18 protein-coding genes are annotated in these 16,321 nt (G+C 70.6%); 7 read left to right on the top strand and 11 right to left on the bottom strand.

Annotated features, from left to right (window positions below; genetic code table 11):
• Nucleotides 1–17 precede the first annotated feature (17 nt).
• Nucleotides 18–608, top strand: coding sequence for an NADPH-dependent FMN reductase (locus GA0070612_RS28360; protein ID WP_088990706.1), 591 nt, complete (start codon nt 18–20; stop codon nt 606–608).
• A 98-nt stretch (nt 609–706) separates the two neighbouring features.
• On the opposite strand, the gene GA0070612_RS28355 is transcribed toward GA0070612_RS28360, so the two are convergent.
• Together GA0070612_RS28355 and GA0070612_RS28350 are read right to left on the bottom strand one after the other, a co-directional pair.
• Entirely contained in the window at nt 707–1,147 is a 441-nt protein-coding gene (locus GA0070612_RS28355) for a DUF2809 domain-containing protein (protein ID WP_088990705.1), read from the bottom strand.
• 14 nt (nt 1,148–1,161) lie between these two features.
• The gene (locus GA0070612_RS28350) at nt 1,162–2,361 is read right to left on the bottom strand and encodes an MFS transporter (RefSeq protein WP_088990704.1); all 1,200 of its coding nucleotides are present in this window, start codon (nt 2,359–2,361) and stop codon (nt 1,162–1,164) included.
• A gap of 92 nt (nt 2,362–2,453) precedes the next feature.
• Here GA0070612_RS28350 and GA0070612_RS28345 point away from each other — a divergent pair, with 92 nt between their 5' ends.
• Both GA0070612_RS28345 and GA0070612_RS28340 read left to right on the top strand, forming a co-directional pair.
• A complete protein-coding gene (locus tag GA0070612_RS28345) occupies nt 2,454–3,074 on the top strand; it encodes a CGNR zinc finger domain-containing protein (protein WP_088990703.1) in 621 nt (206 codons plus the stop codon).
• Nucleotides 3,075–3,342: 268 nt separating this feature from the next.
• Entirely contained in the window at nt 3,343–3,600 is a 258-nt protein-coding gene (locus tag GA0070612_RS28340; RefSeq protein ID WP_157742628.1) for a hypothetical protein, read from the top strand.
• 227 nt (nt 3,601–3,827) lie between these two features.
• Here GA0070612_RS28340 and GA0070612_RS28335 read toward each other — a convergent pair whose 3' ends face one another.
• Both GA0070612_RS28335 and GA0070612_RS28330 read right to left on the bottom strand, forming a co-directional pair.
• Nucleotides 3,828–4,913 (bottom strand): hypothetical protein, encoded by a 1,086-nt coding sequence (locus GA0070612_RS28335; protein ID WP_088991822.1) that lies wholly within the window; start codon nt 4,911–4,913, stop codon nt 3,828–3,830.
• Between the two features lie 141 nt (nt 4,914–5,054).
• A complete protein-coding gene (locus GA0070612_RS28330) occupies nt 5,055–5,462 on the bottom strand; it encodes a pyridoxamine 5'-phosphate oxidase family protein (RefSeq protein ID WP_088990701.1) in 408 nt (135 codons plus the stop codon).
• Nucleotides 5,463–5,762: 300 nt separating this feature from the next.
• On the opposite strand from GA0070612_RS28330, the gene GA0070612_RS28325 reads away from it, so the two are divergent.
• Nucleotides 5,763–6,977, top strand: a complete 1,215-nt coding sequence (locus GA0070612_RS28325; protein ID WP_088990700.1) for a cellulose-binding domain-containing protein — start codon at nt 5,763–5,765, stop codon at nt 6,975–6,977.
• Nucleotides 6,978–7,250: 273 nt separating this feature from the next.
• On the opposite strand, the gene GA0070612_RS28320 is transcribed toward GA0070612_RS28325, so the two are convergent.
• Entirely contained in the window at nt 7,251–7,841 is a 591-nt protein-coding gene (locus GA0070612_RS28320; RefSeq protein ID WP_088990699.1) for a DinB family protein, read from the bottom strand.
• Between the two features lie 100 nt (nt 7,842–7,941).
• On the opposite strand from GA0070612_RS28320, the gene GA0070612_RS28315 reads away from it, so the two are divergent.
• Nucleotides 7,942–8,661: a VOC family protein gene (locus GA0070612_RS28315; RefSeq protein ID WP_197699258.1), complete on the top strand. Its 720-nt coding sequence runs from the start codon at nt 7,942–7,944 to the stop codon at nt 8,659–8,661.
• A 13-nt stretch (nt 8,662–8,674) separates the two neighbouring features.
• Here the strand turns inward: GA0070612_RS28315 and GA0070612_RS28310 are convergent, their stop codons facing one another.
• Both GA0070612_RS28310 and GA0070612_RS28305 read right to left on the bottom strand, forming a co-directional pair.
• Nucleotides 8,675–9,286 carry a class I SAM-dependent DNA methyltransferase gene (locus GA0070612_RS28310; RefSeq protein ID WP_088990697.1) on the bottom strand — a complete coding sequence of 204 codons (612 nt, stop codon included), beginning with the start codon at nt 9,284–9,286 and terminating at the stop codon, nt 8,675–8,677.
• Between the two features lie 16 nt (nt 9,287–9,302).
• Nucleotides 9,303–9,893: a VanZ family protein gene (locus GA0070612_RS28305; protein WP_088990696.1), complete on the bottom strand. Its 591-nt coding sequence runs from the start codon at nt 9,891–9,893 to the stop codon at nt 9,303–9,305.
• 105 nt (nt 9,894–9,998) lie between these two features.
• On the opposite strand from GA0070612_RS28305, the gene GA0070612_RS28300 reads away from it, so the two are divergent.
• Both GA0070612_RS28300 and GA0070612_RS28295 read left to right on the top strand, forming a co-directional pair.
• Entirely contained in the window at nt 9,999–10,226 is a 228-nt protein-coding gene (locus GA0070612_RS28300) for a hypothetical protein (RefSeq protein WP_088990695.1), read from the top strand.
• A gap of 103 nt (nt 10,227–10,329) precedes the next feature.
• Entirely contained in the window at nt 10,330–11,343 is a 1,014-nt protein-coding gene (locus GA0070612_RS28295) for a LacI family DNA-binding transcriptional regulator (protein WP_088990694.1), read from the top strand.
• A gap of 1 nt (nt 11,344) precedes the next feature.
• Here the strand turns inward: GA0070612_RS28295 and GA0070612_RS28290 are convergent, their stop codons facing one another.
• Genes GA0070612_RS28290 through GA0070612_RS28275 form a run of 4 tightly spaced genes read right to left on the bottom strand, consistent with a single transcriptional unit; the run spans nt 11,345 to nt 16,141 of the window.
• Nucleotides 11,345–13,057, bottom strand: coding sequence for an amylo-alpha-1,6-glucosidase (locus GA0070612_RS28290; RefSeq protein ID WP_088990693.1), 1,713 nt, complete (start codon nt 13,055–13,057; stop codon nt 11,345–11,347).
• A gap of 32 nt (nt 13,058–13,089) precedes the next feature.
• Nucleotides 13,090–13,914 (bottom strand): carbohydrate ABC transporter permease, encoded by an 825-nt coding sequence (locus GA0070612_RS28285; protein ID WP_088990692.1) that lies wholly within the window; start codon nt 13,912–13,914, stop codon nt 13,090–13,092.
• The gene (locus tag GA0070612_RS28280; RefSeq protein WP_088990691.1) at nt 13,911–14,882 is read right to left on the bottom strand and encodes a carbohydrate ABC transporter permease; all 972 of its coding nucleotides are present in this window, start codon (nt 14,880–14,882) and stop codon (nt 13,911–13,913) included. Before GA0070612_RS28280 ends, GA0070612_RS28285 begins: the two co-directional genes overlap by 4 nt.
• A gap of 17 nt (nt 14,883–14,899) precedes the next feature.
• The gene (locus GA0070612_RS28275; RefSeq protein ID WP_088990690.1) at nt 14,900–16,141 is read right to left on the bottom strand and encodes a sugar ABC transporter substrate-binding protein; all 1,242 of its coding nucleotides are present in this window, start codon (nt 16,139–16,141) and stop codon (nt 14,900–14,902) included.
• Between the last annotated feature and the right edge of the window lie 180 nt (nt 16,142–16,321).

Below are 16,321 nucleotides of genomic sequence, written 5' to 3'. Positions count from 1 at the left end.
TAATCGAAGGAGTGGGCATGTCCACCCTGAAAATCGGTGTGATCCTCGGCAGCACGCGTCCCGGCCGTAACGGCAAGGTCGTGGCCGACTGGGTGCTGGCCCAGGCTGCCGGTCGCCCCGCCGCCGAGTACGAGCTGATCGACCTGGCCGACTATCCGCTGCCGCACCTGGACGAGCCGGTCGGGGCCAAGGCGGGCCCGAGCCAGTACTCGAAGGACCACACCAAGGCGTGGGCCGGCAGGATCGCCGAGTACGACGGCTACGTGTTCGTCACCCCGGAGTACAACCACTCCACCTCCGGCGTCCTCAAGAACGCGATCGACTTCCTCTACGACGAGTGGACGAACAAGGCGGCCGGGTTCGTCAGCTACGGGGCCGTCGGCGGGGCCCGGGCCATCGAGCACCTGCGCGGGGTGCTGAGTGAGCTGCAGGTGGCGCACGTCCAGCAGCAGTTGAGCTTCTCGGTGTTCACCGACTTCGCGAACTTCGCCGACTTCACGCCGGCCGAGTTGCACGCCGGCAGCGCCCAGTTGCTGTTCGACCAGTTGGAGAGTTGGGCCGGGGCGCTGCGCGTCATCCGCGAGGCAGCGCTCTCGTCGGCAGCCTGATCAGGCGACCGGCGGCGTCGCGGTTTCGCCCCGGATGCCACCGACGTATCCGGGGCGGAACGCGCCGCCGCCGGTCGGCCGCCCCTGTGAAACAGCCCTTAACCGGTGCCGCCCGGTATCAACCCGGCCGGCTGCTCACGGGTCGACGCCGCCCGGCGGTGACGAACGCGTACCAGGTGATGCAGCACCACCAGGGGAACAACGCCGGCCGGGTACCAGGCCAGGTCGACAGGGTCGAATTGCACACCCAGCGCCAGCCTCGCAGCCAGGCTCCGCGCGGACAGTGCGGCCGGCACACCGGTCAGCTGCGCGATCTCGACCATCCAGCAGAAGATGGTGGCGACGACGCCGGCCGGCACCGGTGCCATCCGCGGCCTGACGAACAGCGTCGCGCACCAGACCATCGACGCGTACAGCGCGGTGCCGGAGTGCTGCCGCAGAGCCCCGTCGTCGACGACGCGGATCAGCAGTGCGAGGCTCAGGAACGCCAGCGCGGCCAGCGGCGTGAGCAGCCGTACCCTGCGGGCCGTGATCGGCATTCCGGCAATGGTAGTCACTGCGCCATCTGGATCGACTCCGCCTGGCGTCGTCCTTCCCGCGCGGCGGGCGTCGGCCGGACGAGTCGTTCGCCGAGAGCCAGCAGCAGAGCGACGACGCCGAGCAGGGCGCCGATCAGAACCGTGGCTCGTACGCCGTGGCTCGGTAGGACGAGTCCGCCGACGAACGCGCCGGCGGTGATGCCGACGTTGACCGCGGCGGAGACCGTGGCCGCGGCGAGGTCGGAGCGCCCGGGTGCCACCTGCAACACAAGGCCGCCGAGTGCCGCGGTGAAGGCGGTGAACGCCAGGCCGGCCAGCGCGATCAGACCGACGGACACCGACGGTCGTTGACCGAATGCGGACAAGCCGAGCAGTGCCGCCGATTGCACCGCGACGGTGATGAGCAGAGCGTTCCACGGGCTGCGGTCCAGCAGCGGGCCGATGGCCAGGATGCCGAGCACGCTGGCGATGCCGCGCGCGAACAGGACGGCCCCGACGGACGAGGCGGAGAATCCGCTGACCTCGGTGACGAACACTGCGACATAGGTGTACGCGGCGATGGCGCCGGCGGTCGCCAACACAGCCACCGCCACCAGCAGCCAGAAACGTCGGGCGTCGGGTGCCGCACCCCGGGCGGCGTGTCCCTCTTCCGGCCGCGTCGAGGGCAGCAGCGCGGCCACCACGGCGAGGACGACCGCACCGAGCCCGGCCACCGCCAGGAAGGAGGCCCGCCACCCGGCGTGCTCACCCAGCCAGGTGCCCGCGGGCACCCCCAGGGCCAACGCGACGGTGCCGCCGGCGAACACGACGGCGACCACCCGCCCACGCAGCGCCGGCCGGAACAGCTCGGCCGCGGCCGGCACCACCACGGCCCAGAACAGCGCATGGGTTGCTGCGGTGACCATCCTGGCCGCCAGGAGCAGCGCGAAGGTGCTCGTCAGGACAGTGGCCGCCGTGCTGAGGACGAAGCCGGCCAGCAGGGCGGACAGCAGCCACCGGCGGGGAACCCGGCGGACCAGGGCCGTCAACGGGACCGAGGCGACCATCACCACCGCGCCGTACGCGGTCACCAGCATGCCCACCTGCGACGGCGAGACGGCCAGGTCAACCGCCATCGGGAGCAGCAGCCCGATCGGCAGCGCCTCGGCGGTGGTGTAGAGGAACGTCCCGCCGGACAAGCCGATCAGCGCCCCCACTGCCCGACCACGACCCATCAGACCCTCCCGATGTTTCCGGTTAAACTGTCTACGGTGGAAACAGGCTAGTGGCGGCCTTCGATGACGGTCAACTGGTAAAGTGAGTTTCGATGGAAACACCTGCGGGCGTCACGCGGATGCGCCTGGTCGGCGGCAACCTCGCCCTGGACTTTGTCAACACCCGCGCCGGTCCGCCCGTCGGGCCCCCCGACGACGACGTGCTGACCGGCTACCCGGAGCTGGTCGCCTGGGGCGTGTACGCGGGCGCACTCAGCGAGCCGCAGGCGACGGCGTTGCGCCGGCGGTCCCGCGACGATCCGGGTGGCTCTCAGGCCGCCTTCACCCGATCGCTGCGCGTCCGCGACGATCTCGACGAGGTGTTCCGGGCCGTGGCCGCCGACCGCAGCCCGGGCATGCCGGTCCTGGCCCGGTTGCGAGACGACGAAGCGGACGCGCTCGGCCACGCACGGCTCGATCGAGGGTGCGCGTTCACCTGGACCTGGCGCGACGACCAGACGCTCGCCCGGCCGCTGCGGCCGGTGGTGCACGCGGCGATCCAGTTGCTCACCACCGGCGCACTGGACCGGATCAAGGGATGTGGAGGCTGCCGCTTCCTCTTCCTCGACGAGAGCAAGAACCGCAGTCGCCGCTGGTGCAGCATGGACGACTGCGGAACGTCCGAGAAGATCCGCCGCTACGTCGCCGCCCGCCGCACCCGCGCGACAGGCTGAGCCGCGCCACACGTGGATCCTCAGGAGTGGGGCTGGTTGTTCGCCCCGGGTGCGACCCCGCGGCGGGCTGCCCGAGCTGACCCCGTGCCGTCAGGGCGGATGCCCGTTCGACGGAGATCCCCCTGGCGGATCATCGCGAGGGCGTCGCCCGTTGTCGGGACCCGAACCGTGCGCGCCCGTGCAAGCCTTACTTTCACGAACTTCGATGCCTTGGGCCCGGCTCGGTGTGGAGCCGCTGTGCGCCGTGGCAGTGACGTAAGGAGGCTCCGTGCGCGGACGTAGATGGAAGACCCTGCTGGTGACGATGGCGCTCGCCCTGGGCGGACTGGTCGGAGCCGCCGCCACTCCGGCTGCGGCGGACCCGCCGGGCGGCACGCTGCGCGGCGTCTACTACGACGGCCAGTTCTGCAACAGCTGGGGCAGCGAGGGCGCCAGGACCGGCCTGTGGAGCTGGTACTACTGCGAATACCGGCAGTCCGGCCCCACCGGCCCCGGCTTCTACTTCCTCTGGACCTTCACCTACTAGGTAGTGCTGTGCACCGGTCGCGACGAGCTGCCGGTGGTGTGCAGCTGACGTACCCCCGTCATGGCCGCCTTCGGCGGGCCGCACGCGCCGCCGCCCCGGCGTGTGTCGGCCCCCGCGGTCCGGCACTTCGCACCCACTGTGGAAGTCGTCGACTTGGGCTGAGCCCGGACCCCGCGCCGCCGCGTCGGCGGTGACCTGCCTACGGTCACCGCCGACACGGCCCGGCGTCAGAGCCGGGAGGTGAAGGTGGCCAGGAAGCGGTGCGGGGTGACCGCGCCGGTGTTGTCGAAGCAGATGACGTCGACGTCGGCGTTCGTGGTGTACGTCCACGGTTGGGTCAGGTGGCAGTAGTTGCTGCCGGCACCCTGCGCCACGACCTGGGCGTGGGTCTCCTTGAGGCCGATCTGCGGGAAGGTCGCCAGGTAGCGGCCCGACGGAGCCAGCGGTGCGACCGTGTTCGCGCCGACGCCGAGCACCGAGTTGTCGTTGGTCGGACCGCCGACGGCGGTGCCCAGGTAGCCGAAGTACGACGGCGGGCCGAGGGAGCCGATCACCGGCCGCCGACGGTGGTACGAGAGGGCGAAGTCGGTGTTGACGAACGCGCCGGCCTGGTCGTAGCAGAAGACGTACACCTGCACGTCGCTGCCGACCGCGCTCCAGGAGTAGACCTTGCACCGGCGCGGGCCGGCGTTCGGTTGTACGGCGGTCACCTGCACGTTTCCGGCGAGCACACCGGCCAACCCCACCCCGGGCAGCCGCACCAGGTACTGCCCGATGCCCACCGGCCCGACCGCGTTCACCGCACCGGTGGAGTTGTACGACTGCACCAGCGCGCCGCCGCTCCACTGCGTGTACGCGTGGGAGGTGCCGACCGGCAGCACACCCGAGCTGGTCGTCCAGAGCACAGTGAACGGGGTGTCGTCGCGCGTGCCGCCGGGCTTGTGGCACTGCACGTCGACGATCTCGTCGGCGCCGGACTGGAACCAGCGGACCACCTCGCAGTAGTGCCCGGTCCGGTTCACCGGGGTCACGTGCGGCACACCACGCGAGCTGGCACCCACCTGCGGGAAGCGAACCTGGAACCGGCCGGGTGCGAGCTTGATGCCGTCGGCCCAGGCGGCCGGGAACGCGGTCTTCCAGCTACCCCATTGCCGGCTGGTGTCCAGCACGGTCCAGACCGCGACGGTCGGGTCCTTGACGTACGCGAACCCCCAGCGATCGGCGGTGGCCGCCGCGGCGGGTGCCGTCGGCGCGAGTGCGCTGGCGGCCAGGACGGCCGCCAGTGTTGCGGTGACGAACGAGCGGAGACGCATGTGTTCCTCCATCCGACGGGAACGTGTCGGGGAGGAGTGTGCGTCTGGTGATGTCACGGTCACAGTCGGCTACCGCGTGAGTCGGTGTCGGGTGTACGCCACCCCACTGCATCGCGATGGGTCCGGCGCGTGGGTCGCGGCCTACTGCGCCGTGCCGGCCAGCAGCCACCGCCGGACCGGGATCTCCAGCAGCACGCGCTCGCCTCCGGGGCTGACCTGCCGGCCGACCTCCCAGCCGTCGTACTTGCCGGCGAACGCCTCCACGACCGTGCTCGGGAAGTCGTCTCGGTGCACCCGGGCGGTGCCCTCTGCCACCACGGGTGCGTTGCCGCCTTCCAGGGCCAGGGACACCCGTGGGTCGGCAATGACGTTGCGGACCTTGACGCTGCGGCTGCCGGAACCGATCCACCAGGTGCCGGCGACGTAGACGAACCAGACCGGCGTCAGGTGTGGGGAGCCGTCCCGCCGCAACGTGCACAGCCAGACGTTCGGCTCCTGGGCCAGGCGTGCCTGGACGTCGGCCGGCAGGGTGAGGAGTGGTTCGGTCACCCCACCAGTCGATCACAGCCGGTGTCGGTGGGCCGGCGAAGGCCACGATCGAGGCTGCGGACGCTTGATTGAATCGAAATCTGTGAATAGCCTGGATGTGGGCGCCGCCAGGGTCCGGGTGATCGGGCTGCCGGCGGCTGACAGGTCCAACCCCGAGCCGGGCACTTCGGTCGTACGCGCCGACCAGCCGCTGTGGCGCACCGCTGCGCCGCACCCACGGTGCGTTGCCGCGCCTCGTCCGTCCAGGACGCGCGCCGTCGCGCCGCCTTTTCACAGCTTGATGGCAGAAGGACCTCTCTGATGACGATTCTCCGCGCCCGCCCCGCCCTGACCCTGGCGGTCGTCGCCGCGTTGGCCGCCGCCGCCAGCGTGACCGGCTCAGCCCTGCTCACCGGTCCGGCGACCGCAGCCCAGGGCTGCCGCGTCGACTACACGGCCAACCAGTGGCCCGGCGGATTCACCGCCACGGTCAAGATCGCCCCGGGGGACACGGCCGTCTCCGGTTGGACCGCCACCTGGACGTACGCCGGGGACGAGCGCGTCACGAACGGCTGGAACGCCACTGTCAGCCAGTCCGGGTCGACGGTGACCGCCCGCAGCCTGTCGTACAACGGCAGCATTCCGGCCGGTGGCTCGACCGAGTTCGGTGTGCAGGGCACGTACGGCTCCAGCGGCGGCGCACCGACCGGGTTCACGCTGAACGGCGTACCGTGCAACGGCGCCACGCCCCCTCCGACCACGCCGCCTCCGACGACGCCGCCCCCGACCACGCCACCCCCGACGACGCCACCCCCGACGACGCCGCCTCCGACGACGCCGCCACCGGCCGGGTGTGCCGGCGCTGTGCTCTGTGACGGCTTCGAGAACCAGACCGGGTCGACGCCGTCCGGCGACTGGGCCGTGGTGAGCCCGGACTGCTCCGGCGCCGGCACGGCCACCATCGACACGGCCACCACACACAGCGGCAGCCGCGCGGTGCGGATCAACGGCGCGGCGGGCTACTGCAACCACGTCTTCGTCAAGTCCACCAAGAACCTCGGCAGCGTCGGTAGTGTCCGGTACGGCCGGATCTGGATGCGGCACACCACCGCCCAACCCACCGAGCACACCACGATGGTGGCGATGGCGGACTCCGCCGACGGCAACAAGGACCTGCGGCTGGGCGGCCAGAACGGCGCGTTGCAGTGGAACCGCGCGTCCGACGACGCGACCCTGCCCGAGCAGAGCCCGGCCGGGGTGGCCCAGAGCCTGCCACTACCCACCAACCGGTGGGTGTGCGTGGAGTTCATGGTGGACGGGTCGGCCGGCCAGCTCCGTACCTGGGTGGACGGCACCGCCGTCACCGGGCTGACCGCGGACGGCGCGCCGACGCACGACATCGACGGCCAGTGGTACAACCGCACCTGGCGTCCGCAGCTCACCGACCTGAAGCTGGGCTGGGAGAGCTACGGCGGCGGAGCCGACACCCTCTGGTACGACGACGTCGCGCTCGGGTCCAGCCGCATCGGCTGCTGACCCTCCGAGCCTCGTTCGCTGGTGGGCTCGCCGCCGCTCTGGTGCTGCCCACCGGGTCGATGTGCTGGTGAGCGATATACCTCAGACCCATATTTGTGCCTCTGAGGTATATCGCCCACTACCGCAACCGCCCCCGGACGGAGGTGACCGACGGTCACCGCCGGCGCTGGCCGTGCCGACAGCCGGCGAGCAGGTCCGCGTCGTCCTCGATCACCTCGTGGACTGCTGGTGGCCGGCACTCCGGGGCACCCGCGACGAGTGGCCGGGTCCGGCTCAGCCGAAGCGGTCCGCCAGCTTCGTCAGCTTGGTGACGTACGCCGGCCAGTCGTAGCCGTCGGGAATGACGCTGTTCTCCCGCCGCAGGCCGATCGCCGCGTCGTGCTGCTCGCGGATGATGTCCATGTGCCCGGCGTGACGGGCGAGGTCGCAGGTCACGTCAAGGATCACCTGGTGCAGCGTCACGTCCTGTGCTCCGGGTCGCCACCACGACACCAGCCCTGGCGCGTCGAGTGGCAGCTCGTCGATCGTCTGGTCCGCGAACACGGCGACCCGGCGGTACGTGTCGAGGAGGCCGTCCTTCGTCTCGTCCTCGCGCGCGTACCAGTCTGCCTGCGGGTCCTCGTCGAACGCCGTCAGGGGCACGAGGTCCCCGGGTGTCGGAAACTCGCGCCCGAAGGTGGGCCCGAAGTAGCCGGCTTCGACGTTGAGGCAGTGCTTGAGGGCACCCAGCAGGTTGGTGCCGGTCGCGGTGCGGGGCAGTCGGGCGTCGCGTTCGCTCAGCCCGTCCAGCTTCCAGATCAGGTTCTCGCGAGTCTGCCGCAGGTAGTGGTGCAGCGTAGCCTTCACAGCGCTCGGGTCAGCCATGCCGGCCAGTCTTCCCTACGACGAGCCGGACCGTCGGCCCGGTAAGCGTCGACGCGTTAATGCGGTGGTGTCGTGCCGGAGCGCTGCCTATTGTCCGGTGATGGGTACACACCTTCTGGCCGTCACGTACGAAGCCGTCGACGCGGGTCGTGCGGCGGGGTTCTGGGCCGCTCTGCTGAATCGGGACGTCGTCGAGGACGCCGGCGGCGTGCTCCTGCCGGGCAACGACACCCAGCTCGGTCTCCGGTTCGTTCCGGGCCGCCCGGGCCAACTCGGCGCGAACCGCATGCACCTGCACCTGACCAGCGCCGATGTCGACGAGCAGCAGCACACCATCGCCACGGCGCTGAAGCTCGGTGGCGACCACCTCGACGTCGGGCAGCTGCCCGAGGAGGGGCACACGGTTCTGGCCGATCCGGCGGGTTACGCGTTCTGCGTGATCGAGCCCGGCAACTCCTACCTCGCCGCCACCGGCTTCCTCGGTGAGCTGACCTGCGAGGGCACCCGGGACGTGGGCCTGTTCTGGAGCGGGGCGCTGGGTTGGCCGCTGGTGTGGGACCAGAACGAGGAGACGGCGATCCAGTCATCGCGCGGCGGCACCAAGATCGCCTGGGGTGGCCCGCCCGTGGCGCCGAAGAACGAGCCGAACCGGCAACGCCTCGAACTCGTCCCGGCTGCCGACGACCACCAGGCCGCGGTTGACGAATTGGTCTCCCTCGGTGCCACTCGACTCGACGTCGCCGAGGACGGCGCGGTCGTGCTGGCGGATCCGGACGGCAACGAGTTCCGCGTGCGGGGTGCCGGTCACCGCCCTGCCTGACAGCTCGTCCGGTTCAGCTGTTTCCCGCGACCGCCGCATAGGCGGTATGCGGGCGCTGGTCGCCCTTCCCGGGCCGTCGGAGGTGTTCGACCTTCACGAATCCGGCCCGGGTGAGTCGTTCGGAGATCTCGTCGACCGGCCAGCGGTAGGCGGTCACGACCTTGTGGTCGAAGGGGCCGACCTCGTCGTGGTCGAACATGCCGAGCACCAACGGTCCGCCCGGGACCAACGCCCGCCGGAACTCGGCGAGCACCCCGTCGAGTTCCTCCGGCGGCAGGTGGATCAACGAATACCAGGCGAGGATGCCGTCGACCGAGCCGGCGACGACGTCGAGACTCTCCAGCGATCCGCTGTGGAACTCGACGTCCGGGTGGGCCGCCCGCGCGTGGGCGAGGAACTCCGGGACCAGGTCGATCCCCGTCGCGTCGACGCCCAGCGAGCGGAGGTGACCGGTGAGATGGCCGGGGCCGCAGCCCAGGTCGAGCACCCGGCCCGTCCGGCTCGCCAGGTGTCGCCCGATGAAGGCGAGGTCGTCCGGGTCCACCTGCTCGCGCGTGCCGAACAGCCCGATGTACAGATCCGCGACGGACGCGTACGCCTGCCGGACCTTGTCGTCCCTGTCCACGCCGGCACTATACGAGTCACGCCCCGCCCGCTCGGTGTGCCGGGGCCGGTCGGGGTGGTCGATCGGGCGTTGCGGTGGGCCACCAGGGCCGCGACGCCAACGCGGCCAGCCCTGCCCCGGCGGCGTTGAGCAGCACGTCGTCCACCGACGACACCCGGTCTAGCCGCAGGACGTACTGTGCGGCCTCGACCACTACCGAACAGGCCGCCGCGAGCACGAGGATGCGCGGCACCGACGCCAGCGCAGCGAACCGCAGCGGGGCGAAGAATCCCAGCGCCGCGAAGACCAGCAGGTTGCCGACGACCTGGACCGTCGCGGTCAGCGGCCCTCCGTCGGAGACGATCGTGAGCAGGTCCCGCAGGGGCACCAGGCTCACCCGACCGGGGGCGACGCCGGCCTGGTCACCCGGCAACATGATCATCCAGACCCACGGCACAGTGCCGTAGACGATGCCGACCTCGGCCAGCGACATCCGTAACGCCGTGCTTCGGCCGGCGCGGCGACGGGCCAGCGCCCACACCACCAGCCCGGCCAGCGGCAGGACGGCGATCGTGATGAGGACGACGCCGTTGAACGTGCCGAACCAGCCGTGCCACCCCGTGACCATGCGGCCTCCACTTCCACCGACTGTGAAACTACCGGTCCCGGTCGGGGCGCCGTCACCGCGGCGGCGGCCCGTTTGCGGAATCCGCGCGCCGGGCAAAGAACCACCATGGCGAATGAACGGGTCACGTCTGTCGGCGGCTACTTCCTGCGGCTCCTCGGTGGAGTGCTTGTCATCCTCGGCCTCCTGGGGATCTTCAGTAGCCTGCCCGAGGGTAATCTCGTCGGCCTGATCCTGGCCGTTGTCTTCGTCGCCGGTGGTGTGGTCATGCTCAAGCGCTCCGGCGGTGCCGACCGGGCGCGAGGGGCGACCGACACGCCACCGGGCACCCGCTGAGGCCCGCACCGGGTCGACAGTCGGCGAGCTCACTGTCGATATGCTCGTCGGCAGAGCCTGGTGCGTCCCCGTGTCGGGGCAGGAGTTGATTCGAGGGCGGTCCATGAACATCGGCGAGATCGCCCGCCGGGCGGGGGTGTCCCGCAGCACCGTGTCGTACGTGTTGAGCGGGAAACGGGCCGTGTCGGAGGCGACCCGGCAGCGGATCCAGGCCGTCATCGACGAGTTGGACTACCGGCCGAACGCCAGCGCCCGCGCGTTGAAGGAGGGGCGTACCCGCACTCTCGGCCTGGTCATCCCGCCGGCGAGCCAGCGGCTGACCGACATGCAGTTGGGTTTCGTGGCCAGTGTCGTCGAGGCGGCAGCCCGCCACGACCTCGATGTGCTGCTGTCCCCGTCCGGTGGCGACCACGACAGGTCGTTCGAGCGGATCGTCACCGGGCGTCGGGTCGACGGGGTGATCCTGATGGAGATCCGACTGGACGACGACCGGGTGACCCGGTTGTCCAAGGCCGGGCTGCCGTTCGTCACGATCGGTCGGACGGCCGAGCCGCACGGCATGAGCTGGATCGACATCGACTACGCCGGCCTGATCGCCCGGTGCGTGCACCACTTGGCCGACCTGGGGCACCGGCAGGTGGCCCTCGTGAACCGCTCCGCCGAGTTGGTGGCCGCGGGTTACGGCCCCAGCCACCGCGCGCTGGCGGGTTTCCGGGCGGCTGCGGCGGAGCGCGGCCTGGTCGGCGTGGAGGTCTGCTGCGGCGACGACACCGCCTCCGGGGAGGCGTGCGTGGAACAGTTGCTCGCGACGCATCCGGACGTGACCGCGGTGGCGACGATCAACGAGGCTGCCCTGCCCGGGATGCAGCGGGCGTTGACCAGCGCCGGGATGTCGGTGCCGGGTGACTTCTCCGTCACCGGGGTCGCCGCCCAGCACTGGGCGGAGGACTTCCGCCCCCCGTTGACCGCCGCCGACGTGCCGATGGTCGAGATGGGCGCCGAGGCGGTGTCGCTGCTGTTGGAGACGATCGCCGAGCGCGGTGCCGTGCCACGGCACCGCCTCTACACTCCGCCCATCTCGTTGCGGTCCAGCACCGGTCCGGTTCCGGCGCGCTGAGCTACCCGCCGGTGCCACGCCGTTGCTCCTGGGCGGCCGCCAGGATGAGGTAGCTGCTGGCCGTCCAGGTGTACGCGCGGTCCCGGAGCCCGGCACCGGTCTCGGCGTCGAAGTTCTCCGCGAACCCGGACTTCTCACACAGGGCGAGGAACCGTCGACTGATCTCGTCGGCGATCCTGGTCTGCCCGGCCCGCCGCAGGCCGTCCTCGACCAGGACGGTGGAGGGCGCCCAGATCGGGCCACGCCAGTAGCCGTCGGCGAGGTAGTGGGCCGAGTCGGTCGGTTCGGTGGCCAGCCCGTGCGTGGTCAGGTGCGTCTCGGCGCCGCGCGCCAGGGCGGCGGCGACCGGCGCGGGCAGGTCCGCGCCGAGTGCGATGGGCATCAGGTCGAGCAGGCTGCGGCTCGCCCGCCGGTGACCGGTGTGCGGACTGCGGGCCAAAAACCGTTGGCCGTCCCACAGGTCGTGCAGCATGGCCGCGCAGATCCGGTCGGCCTCGCGGGACCACTGGTCGGTGGGCTCGCCCAGTTCGGCGGCGAGGTCGGCCAGGCAGCGGAGCTGGGACACCAGGAACGCGGCGAGGTCGGCCGTCTGGAGCACGCGGTCGCCGTCGAAGGTGGTGGCGTTGTCCCAGCCGCTGTCGTTGCCGTGCTGGTAGTGGGGCAGGTCCTGACCGGGCGCCCGGCGCGCGTCGAGCCAGAACCGGGTCCAGCGGGCCAGTCGGTCGTACGTCTGGGCCAGCGCCGCCCGGTCCGGCGGCTGGGGGAGGAGTCGACGCAGGTGTCGCAGCGCCCAGCCGTGGATGGGGGGCTTGACGTAGTTGTGCAGGACCTCGGAGTGGGTGATCGAGTCGGGTAGTGCGCCGGCCTCGTCCTGGTGGTCGAAGGGCAGGTGGAACTGGTGCCAGGCCAGTTCCGGCTCGCCGGCGGCCAGGGCGATCGCGTTGAAGCAGTGGTCCCAGCTCCACACCTTGTCCATCCAGTGCTTGGACATCAGGACGGCTGGGCGGCTGACGAAGCCCGCCGGGGCGACGGTCGCCGACCACAGGACGTACGCGGCCAGTTCGGCGGCCGGCGTGTCCGGGCCACGCCACGGCGCTATCGCGTCGACGAACGCGGTGAACTCCGCCGCCCGGGCGCGGCACAACTGCGCGAACGGGACGGACCCGTCGTACCGGCGGCGGGCTGTCGCGTACTCCTCGATCGCGATCTCCCACTGTCCGTCGGCGGGGAGGTCCAGGGACCGGTCGGCGGTGCCGAGCGCCTCCACGCCGTCGGTCCGCGCGACGGTGCCGGAGAGCACCGTGACCCGGTAGCGGCGACCGGTCTCGTACGAGGTGAACACGTGTGACCCGTCGACCGGGTCGAGGTACAGGTAGGTGCCGCTGAACGGGGTCAGGGTGCCGGCTGCCGCGGCGACCCGCAGGCCGAGCCGTCGGCCCCGGATCCGCAGGGTGTCCGGCCCGTCGTAGACGGCCTCGATCCGGTCGGCGCCGTTGCGCCAGGTCAGCAGCGTGGGCGTGGCGACGATGGTGGTGTCGGCGACGGTGGGGGCGAGACGCAGGACGGGGTGCAGACCGGTCTGGTGCGAGACCAGGTGCAGATCGTCGGCGTACGTCTTCTCGGCTACCACCGGGGAGATGTCGAACCAGGATCCTCGGTAGCTGAACGGGATGTCCTGGATTCCGAACTCCGGACCGGACGGGGCGGCGGTCATGGGTGGCGGGTGCCTTTCTGTGGTGCGGGTGGTCAGTCCTTGACGGCGCCGGCGGTCACGCCCATCGAGACGTAGCGCTGGGCCAGGACCAGCAGCAGGGCGGCGGGGACGGAGGCGACGACAGCGGTGGCCATGATGGCGTTCCACTGTTGGTTGTTGTTGCCGATGTAGTGGTAGATGCCGAGGGTGATCGGCTGGTGGTCGCCGCCGCCGGTGAGGGTCGAGGCGAAGACGAAGTCCGACCAGGACCACAGGAACGCGAACAGCGACACCGTGACGATCGAGTTGCGGCTGACCGGCAGGACGACGGACCAGAAGGTCCGTAGCCGGCTGGCGCCGTCGACCACCGCGGCCTGGAGCAACTCGTCGGGGATGCCGGACATGAAGGCCGTGAAGATCAGGACGGCGAACGGCACCGCGAGTGTCGTGTCGGCCAGGATCAGGCCGGGCAGTGTGTTCAGGACGCCGAGGCTGAGGTAGATGGCGTAGAAGCCCATCGCCATGATGATGCCCGGGATCATCTGGGCGATCAGCAGCACGAAGCTCAGCGCCGGGCCGCCGGGTGGTCGGAGCTTCGCCAGCGCGTATCCGGCGGGGGCGGCCAGCGCCACGGTCAGCGCGACGGTGCCGAGGCCGACGAGGAAGCTGGTGCCGAGGTAGGGCAGCTGTTGGTCGAGCACCGCCCGGTAGCCGTCCAGGGTGCCGTTGATGGGGATCAGGTGCGGGGGACTGGCCCGCATGTCCTGGTCCCGGGTGAACGACACGTTGATCATCCAGTAGACGGGGAAGAGCATCAGCCCGGTCAGCGCCAGGCCGACTGCGGTCTTCCACCAGGCCCGCGGCGTGGAGGTGGTCATCGTAGGTGCTGCCTTCGCTCGATGCGGATGTAGACGAGCCCGGCGATCAGGGCCAGCACGATGAGCAGGTTGCCGACGGCCGCGCCCGGTCCGAACTCGGGCAGCAGGTTGCCGAAGCCGAGCCGGTACGACCAGGTGGCGAGCGTCGCGGACGAGCCGGTCGGTCCGCCCTTGGTCATGATCCAGATGATGTCGAAGACCTTCAGGGTGTAGATCAACCCGAGCAGCAGCGTGATCGCGGAGACGGGGCGCAGCAGCGGGAACGTGATCGCCCAGAACCGTTGCCATCCGGTCGCGCCGTCGAGGGCGGACGCCTCGTACACCTCGGCCGGGATCGCCTGGAGGCCGCTGTAGAGCACCACCAGGTTGAACGGGATGCCGATCCAGATGTTCGCGATGATCACCGAGGTGAGCGACCAGCCCGGCGAGGTGAGCCAGTTGACCGGGTCGACGCCCACCACTTTGAGCGCGGAGTTGACCAGGCCCGAGTCGCTGTTGAGCAGCCACGACCAGGTCGACGCCGAGACGATCAACGGCAGCAGCCACGGTACGAGGAACAGCGCGCGCAGGGTGCGCGACAGCGGGAAGTGCTGGTGGAAGAAGAGTGCGAGGGCCATGCCGATGCTGAACTGGAAGGCGAGCGACGCGCCGGTGAAGACCACCGTGTGCGTCAGCGTCGGCACGAAGGCCGGATCGGCCAGCACCGTCCGGTAGTTGTCCAGACCGGCGAAGGGCGCACCGCCCTGCACGAACGAGCGGACCGTGTACTCCCGCAGGCTCAACTCGATGTTGCGGTAGAGCGGGTACGCGTAGAAGGCCGCCAGGTAGAGGGTCACGGGTGCCAGGAAGCCCCAGGCCAGCCACCGGCGCGGCCGGCGAACTCGGGGCGGGGGAGACCCGGGTGGGGCGACGGTCGCCGCCTCACCCGGGCCCCGTACGTCGGTGGGGGTCTCTGTCGTGGGGACCATGCTGTCGCTTCGACGCCTTACCTGTTCGTGGCCGCGGCCTGCGCTGCGGCCAGCGCCTCTTGGGGAGACTTCCCGCCGCTGAGGGCCGCCTGCACCGCGGTCCACAGTGACTCGGAGATCTTCGGGTACTTCGTGCCGAGGTTGTCGCCGGTGCGGCCCTTGGCTGCCCGGACCGCCTCGACCCAGACCGTGAGCTTGGGGTCCGCGGTCACCTGCCGGTCCTGCACGGCGGCGACGGGTGCGACGTAGGAGAGCGTGGTGTCGGTGGTGAGGAGGTTGTCGGCGCTGGTCAGGCAGGTGACGAGCTTCTGCGACGTGTCGTACCGTCCGGTGTTCTTCTGCACCGGGATGGAGACGAACTCACCGCCGGTGGGCGCCGGGGCGGGCCCGCCCGAGCTGGCCGGGATCGCGATCGTGCCGTACGCGAAGCCGAGCTTCTCGGCGTTCGCCAGCTGCCAGGTGCCGTTCTCGGCGAAGGCGTAGTCGCCGGTGGCGAACTCCTGCCAACTCGTCGTCTGGGTGTTGTTGATGACCGAGTTCGGAGCGTGGCCCTGCTTGAGCCAGTCCGTCCAGAGGGTCAGCGCGGCCACCGCCTGCGGGGAGTCCAGGCCGGTCAGTTGGGCGCCGGAGCCCCAGAACCAGGGCAGGAACTGGAAGCTGCCCTCCTCGGTGCCGATCGCGGAGAAGGTGATGCCCTTCTTCCCCTTGGCCTTGACCTTGCCCAGCGCCTCGTTCAGCGACGTCCAGTCCTTGACGGCGGTGGGGTCGACGCCGGCGGCGGTGAGGACGTCCTTGTTGTAGTAGAGGGCGAGGGTGTTCGCGCCGATCGGCACCCCGTACGTCTTGCCCTCGCTCTGTCCCGCGCCGAGCAGGTTCTTCTCCATGGACGACACGTCCAGCTTGTTGTCGTCGGTGGTGGTGAGCGCGCCGGCCTCGGCCAGTGTCGAGATGACCGGGTTGTCGACGATCAGCACGTCCGGGGAGTTGCCCTGCTGGGCGGCGAGCAGTGCCTTGTTGGTCAGGTCGGTGGTGTCGTAGCCGGTCCGTTCGACGGTCACGCCCGCCGAGGTGCCGCACTTCTTGAGCAGCGCGACCCACTCGGAGTCGTCGGCGAACTGTGGATAGGGGTCCCAGACGAGGTAGGCGCCGCCGCCGTCGGTGGGCGTGTCCGAGGATGACGAGCAGGCGCTGCCGGCCGCTGCGGCGAGGGCTATCACGGCGACGGCGGCCAGGCGCCGCCGACGACTGAGTCCGGTCATGTGGTGCCTCACTTCAAGTCGATCGTCAGGGTGGGGTGGTGTGACAGTCGCGGGCCGAGCGGGGCACGGCCATGAGGCGAATCGATTCGACGAATCGGTTCGCACGAAGATAAGACGGTCTGGAACCGGTGGTCAAGAGATCGGCGGCCGAGCGCGGAAACACGGTCTTCATCCGGCTGT

This window comes from Micromonospora chokoriensis (assembly GCF_900091505.1).
GTDB lineage: Bacteria > Actinomycetota > Actinomycetes > Mycobacteriales > Micromonosporaceae > Micromonospora > Micromonospora chokoriensis.
This window is presented reverse-complemented; position numbering and strand designations above follow the sequence as displayed.

Coding starts and splice junctions, on each gene's coding strand:
- GA0070612_RS28360 (WP_088990706.1), top strand. CDS start 18: ATGTCCACCCTGAAAATCGGTGTGATCCTCGGCAGCACGCGTCCCGGC.
- GA0070612_RS28355 (WP_088990705.1), bottom strand. CDS start 1,147: ATGCCGATCACGGCCCGCAGGGTACGGCTGCTCACGCCGCTGGCCGCG.
- GA0070612_RS28350 (WP_088990704.1), bottom strand. CDS start 2,361: ATGGGTCGTGGTCGGGCAGTGGGGGCGCTGATCGGCTTGTCCGGCGGG.
- GA0070612_RS28345 (WP_088990703.1), top strand. CDS start 2,454: ATGGAAACACCTGCGGGCGTCACGCGGATGCGCCTGGTCGGCGGCAAC.
- GA0070612_RS28335 (WP_088991822.1), bottom strand. CDS start 4,913: ATGCGTCTCCGCTCGTTCGTCACCGCAACACTGGCGGCCGTCCTGGCC.
- GA0070612_RS28325 (WP_088990700.1), top strand. CDS start 5,763: ATGACGATTCTCCGCGCCCGCCCCGCCCTGACCCTGGCGGTCGTCGCC.
- GA0070612_RS28320 (WP_088990699.1), bottom strand. CDS start 7,841: ATGGCTGACCCGAGCGCTGTGAAGGCTACGCTGCACCACTACCTGCGG.
- GA0070612_RS28315 (WP_197699258.1), top strand. CDS start 7,942: ATGGGTACACACCTTCTGGCCGTCACGTACGAAGCCGTCGACGCGGGT.
- GA0070612_RS28305 (WP_088990696.1), bottom strand. CDS start 9,893: ATGGTCACGGGGTGGCACGGCTGGTTCGGCACGTTCAACGGCGTCGTC.
- GA0070612_RS28300 (WP_088990695.1), top strand. CDS start 9,999: ATGGCGAATGAACGGGTCACGTCTGTCGGCGGCTACTTCCTGCGGCTC.
- GA0070612_RS28295 (WP_088990694.1), top strand. CDS start 10,330: ATGAACATCGGCGAGATCGCCCGCCGGGCGGGGGTGTCCCGCAGCACC.
- GA0070612_RS28290 (WP_088990693.1), bottom strand. CDS start 13,057: ATGACCGCCGCCCCGTCCGGTCCGGAGTTCGGAATCCAGGACATCCCG.
- GA0070612_RS28285 (WP_088990692.1), bottom strand. CDS start 13,914: ATGACCACCTCCACGCCGCGGGCCTGGTGGAAGACCGCAGTCGGCCTG.
- GA0070612_RS28280 (WP_088990691.1), bottom strand. CDS start 14,882: ATGGTCCCCACGACAGAGACCCCCACCGACGTACGGGGCCCGGGTGAG.
- GA0070612_RS28275 (WP_088990690.1), bottom strand. CDS start 16,141: ATGACCGGACTCAGTCGTCGGCGGCGCCTGGCCGCCGTCGCCGTGATA.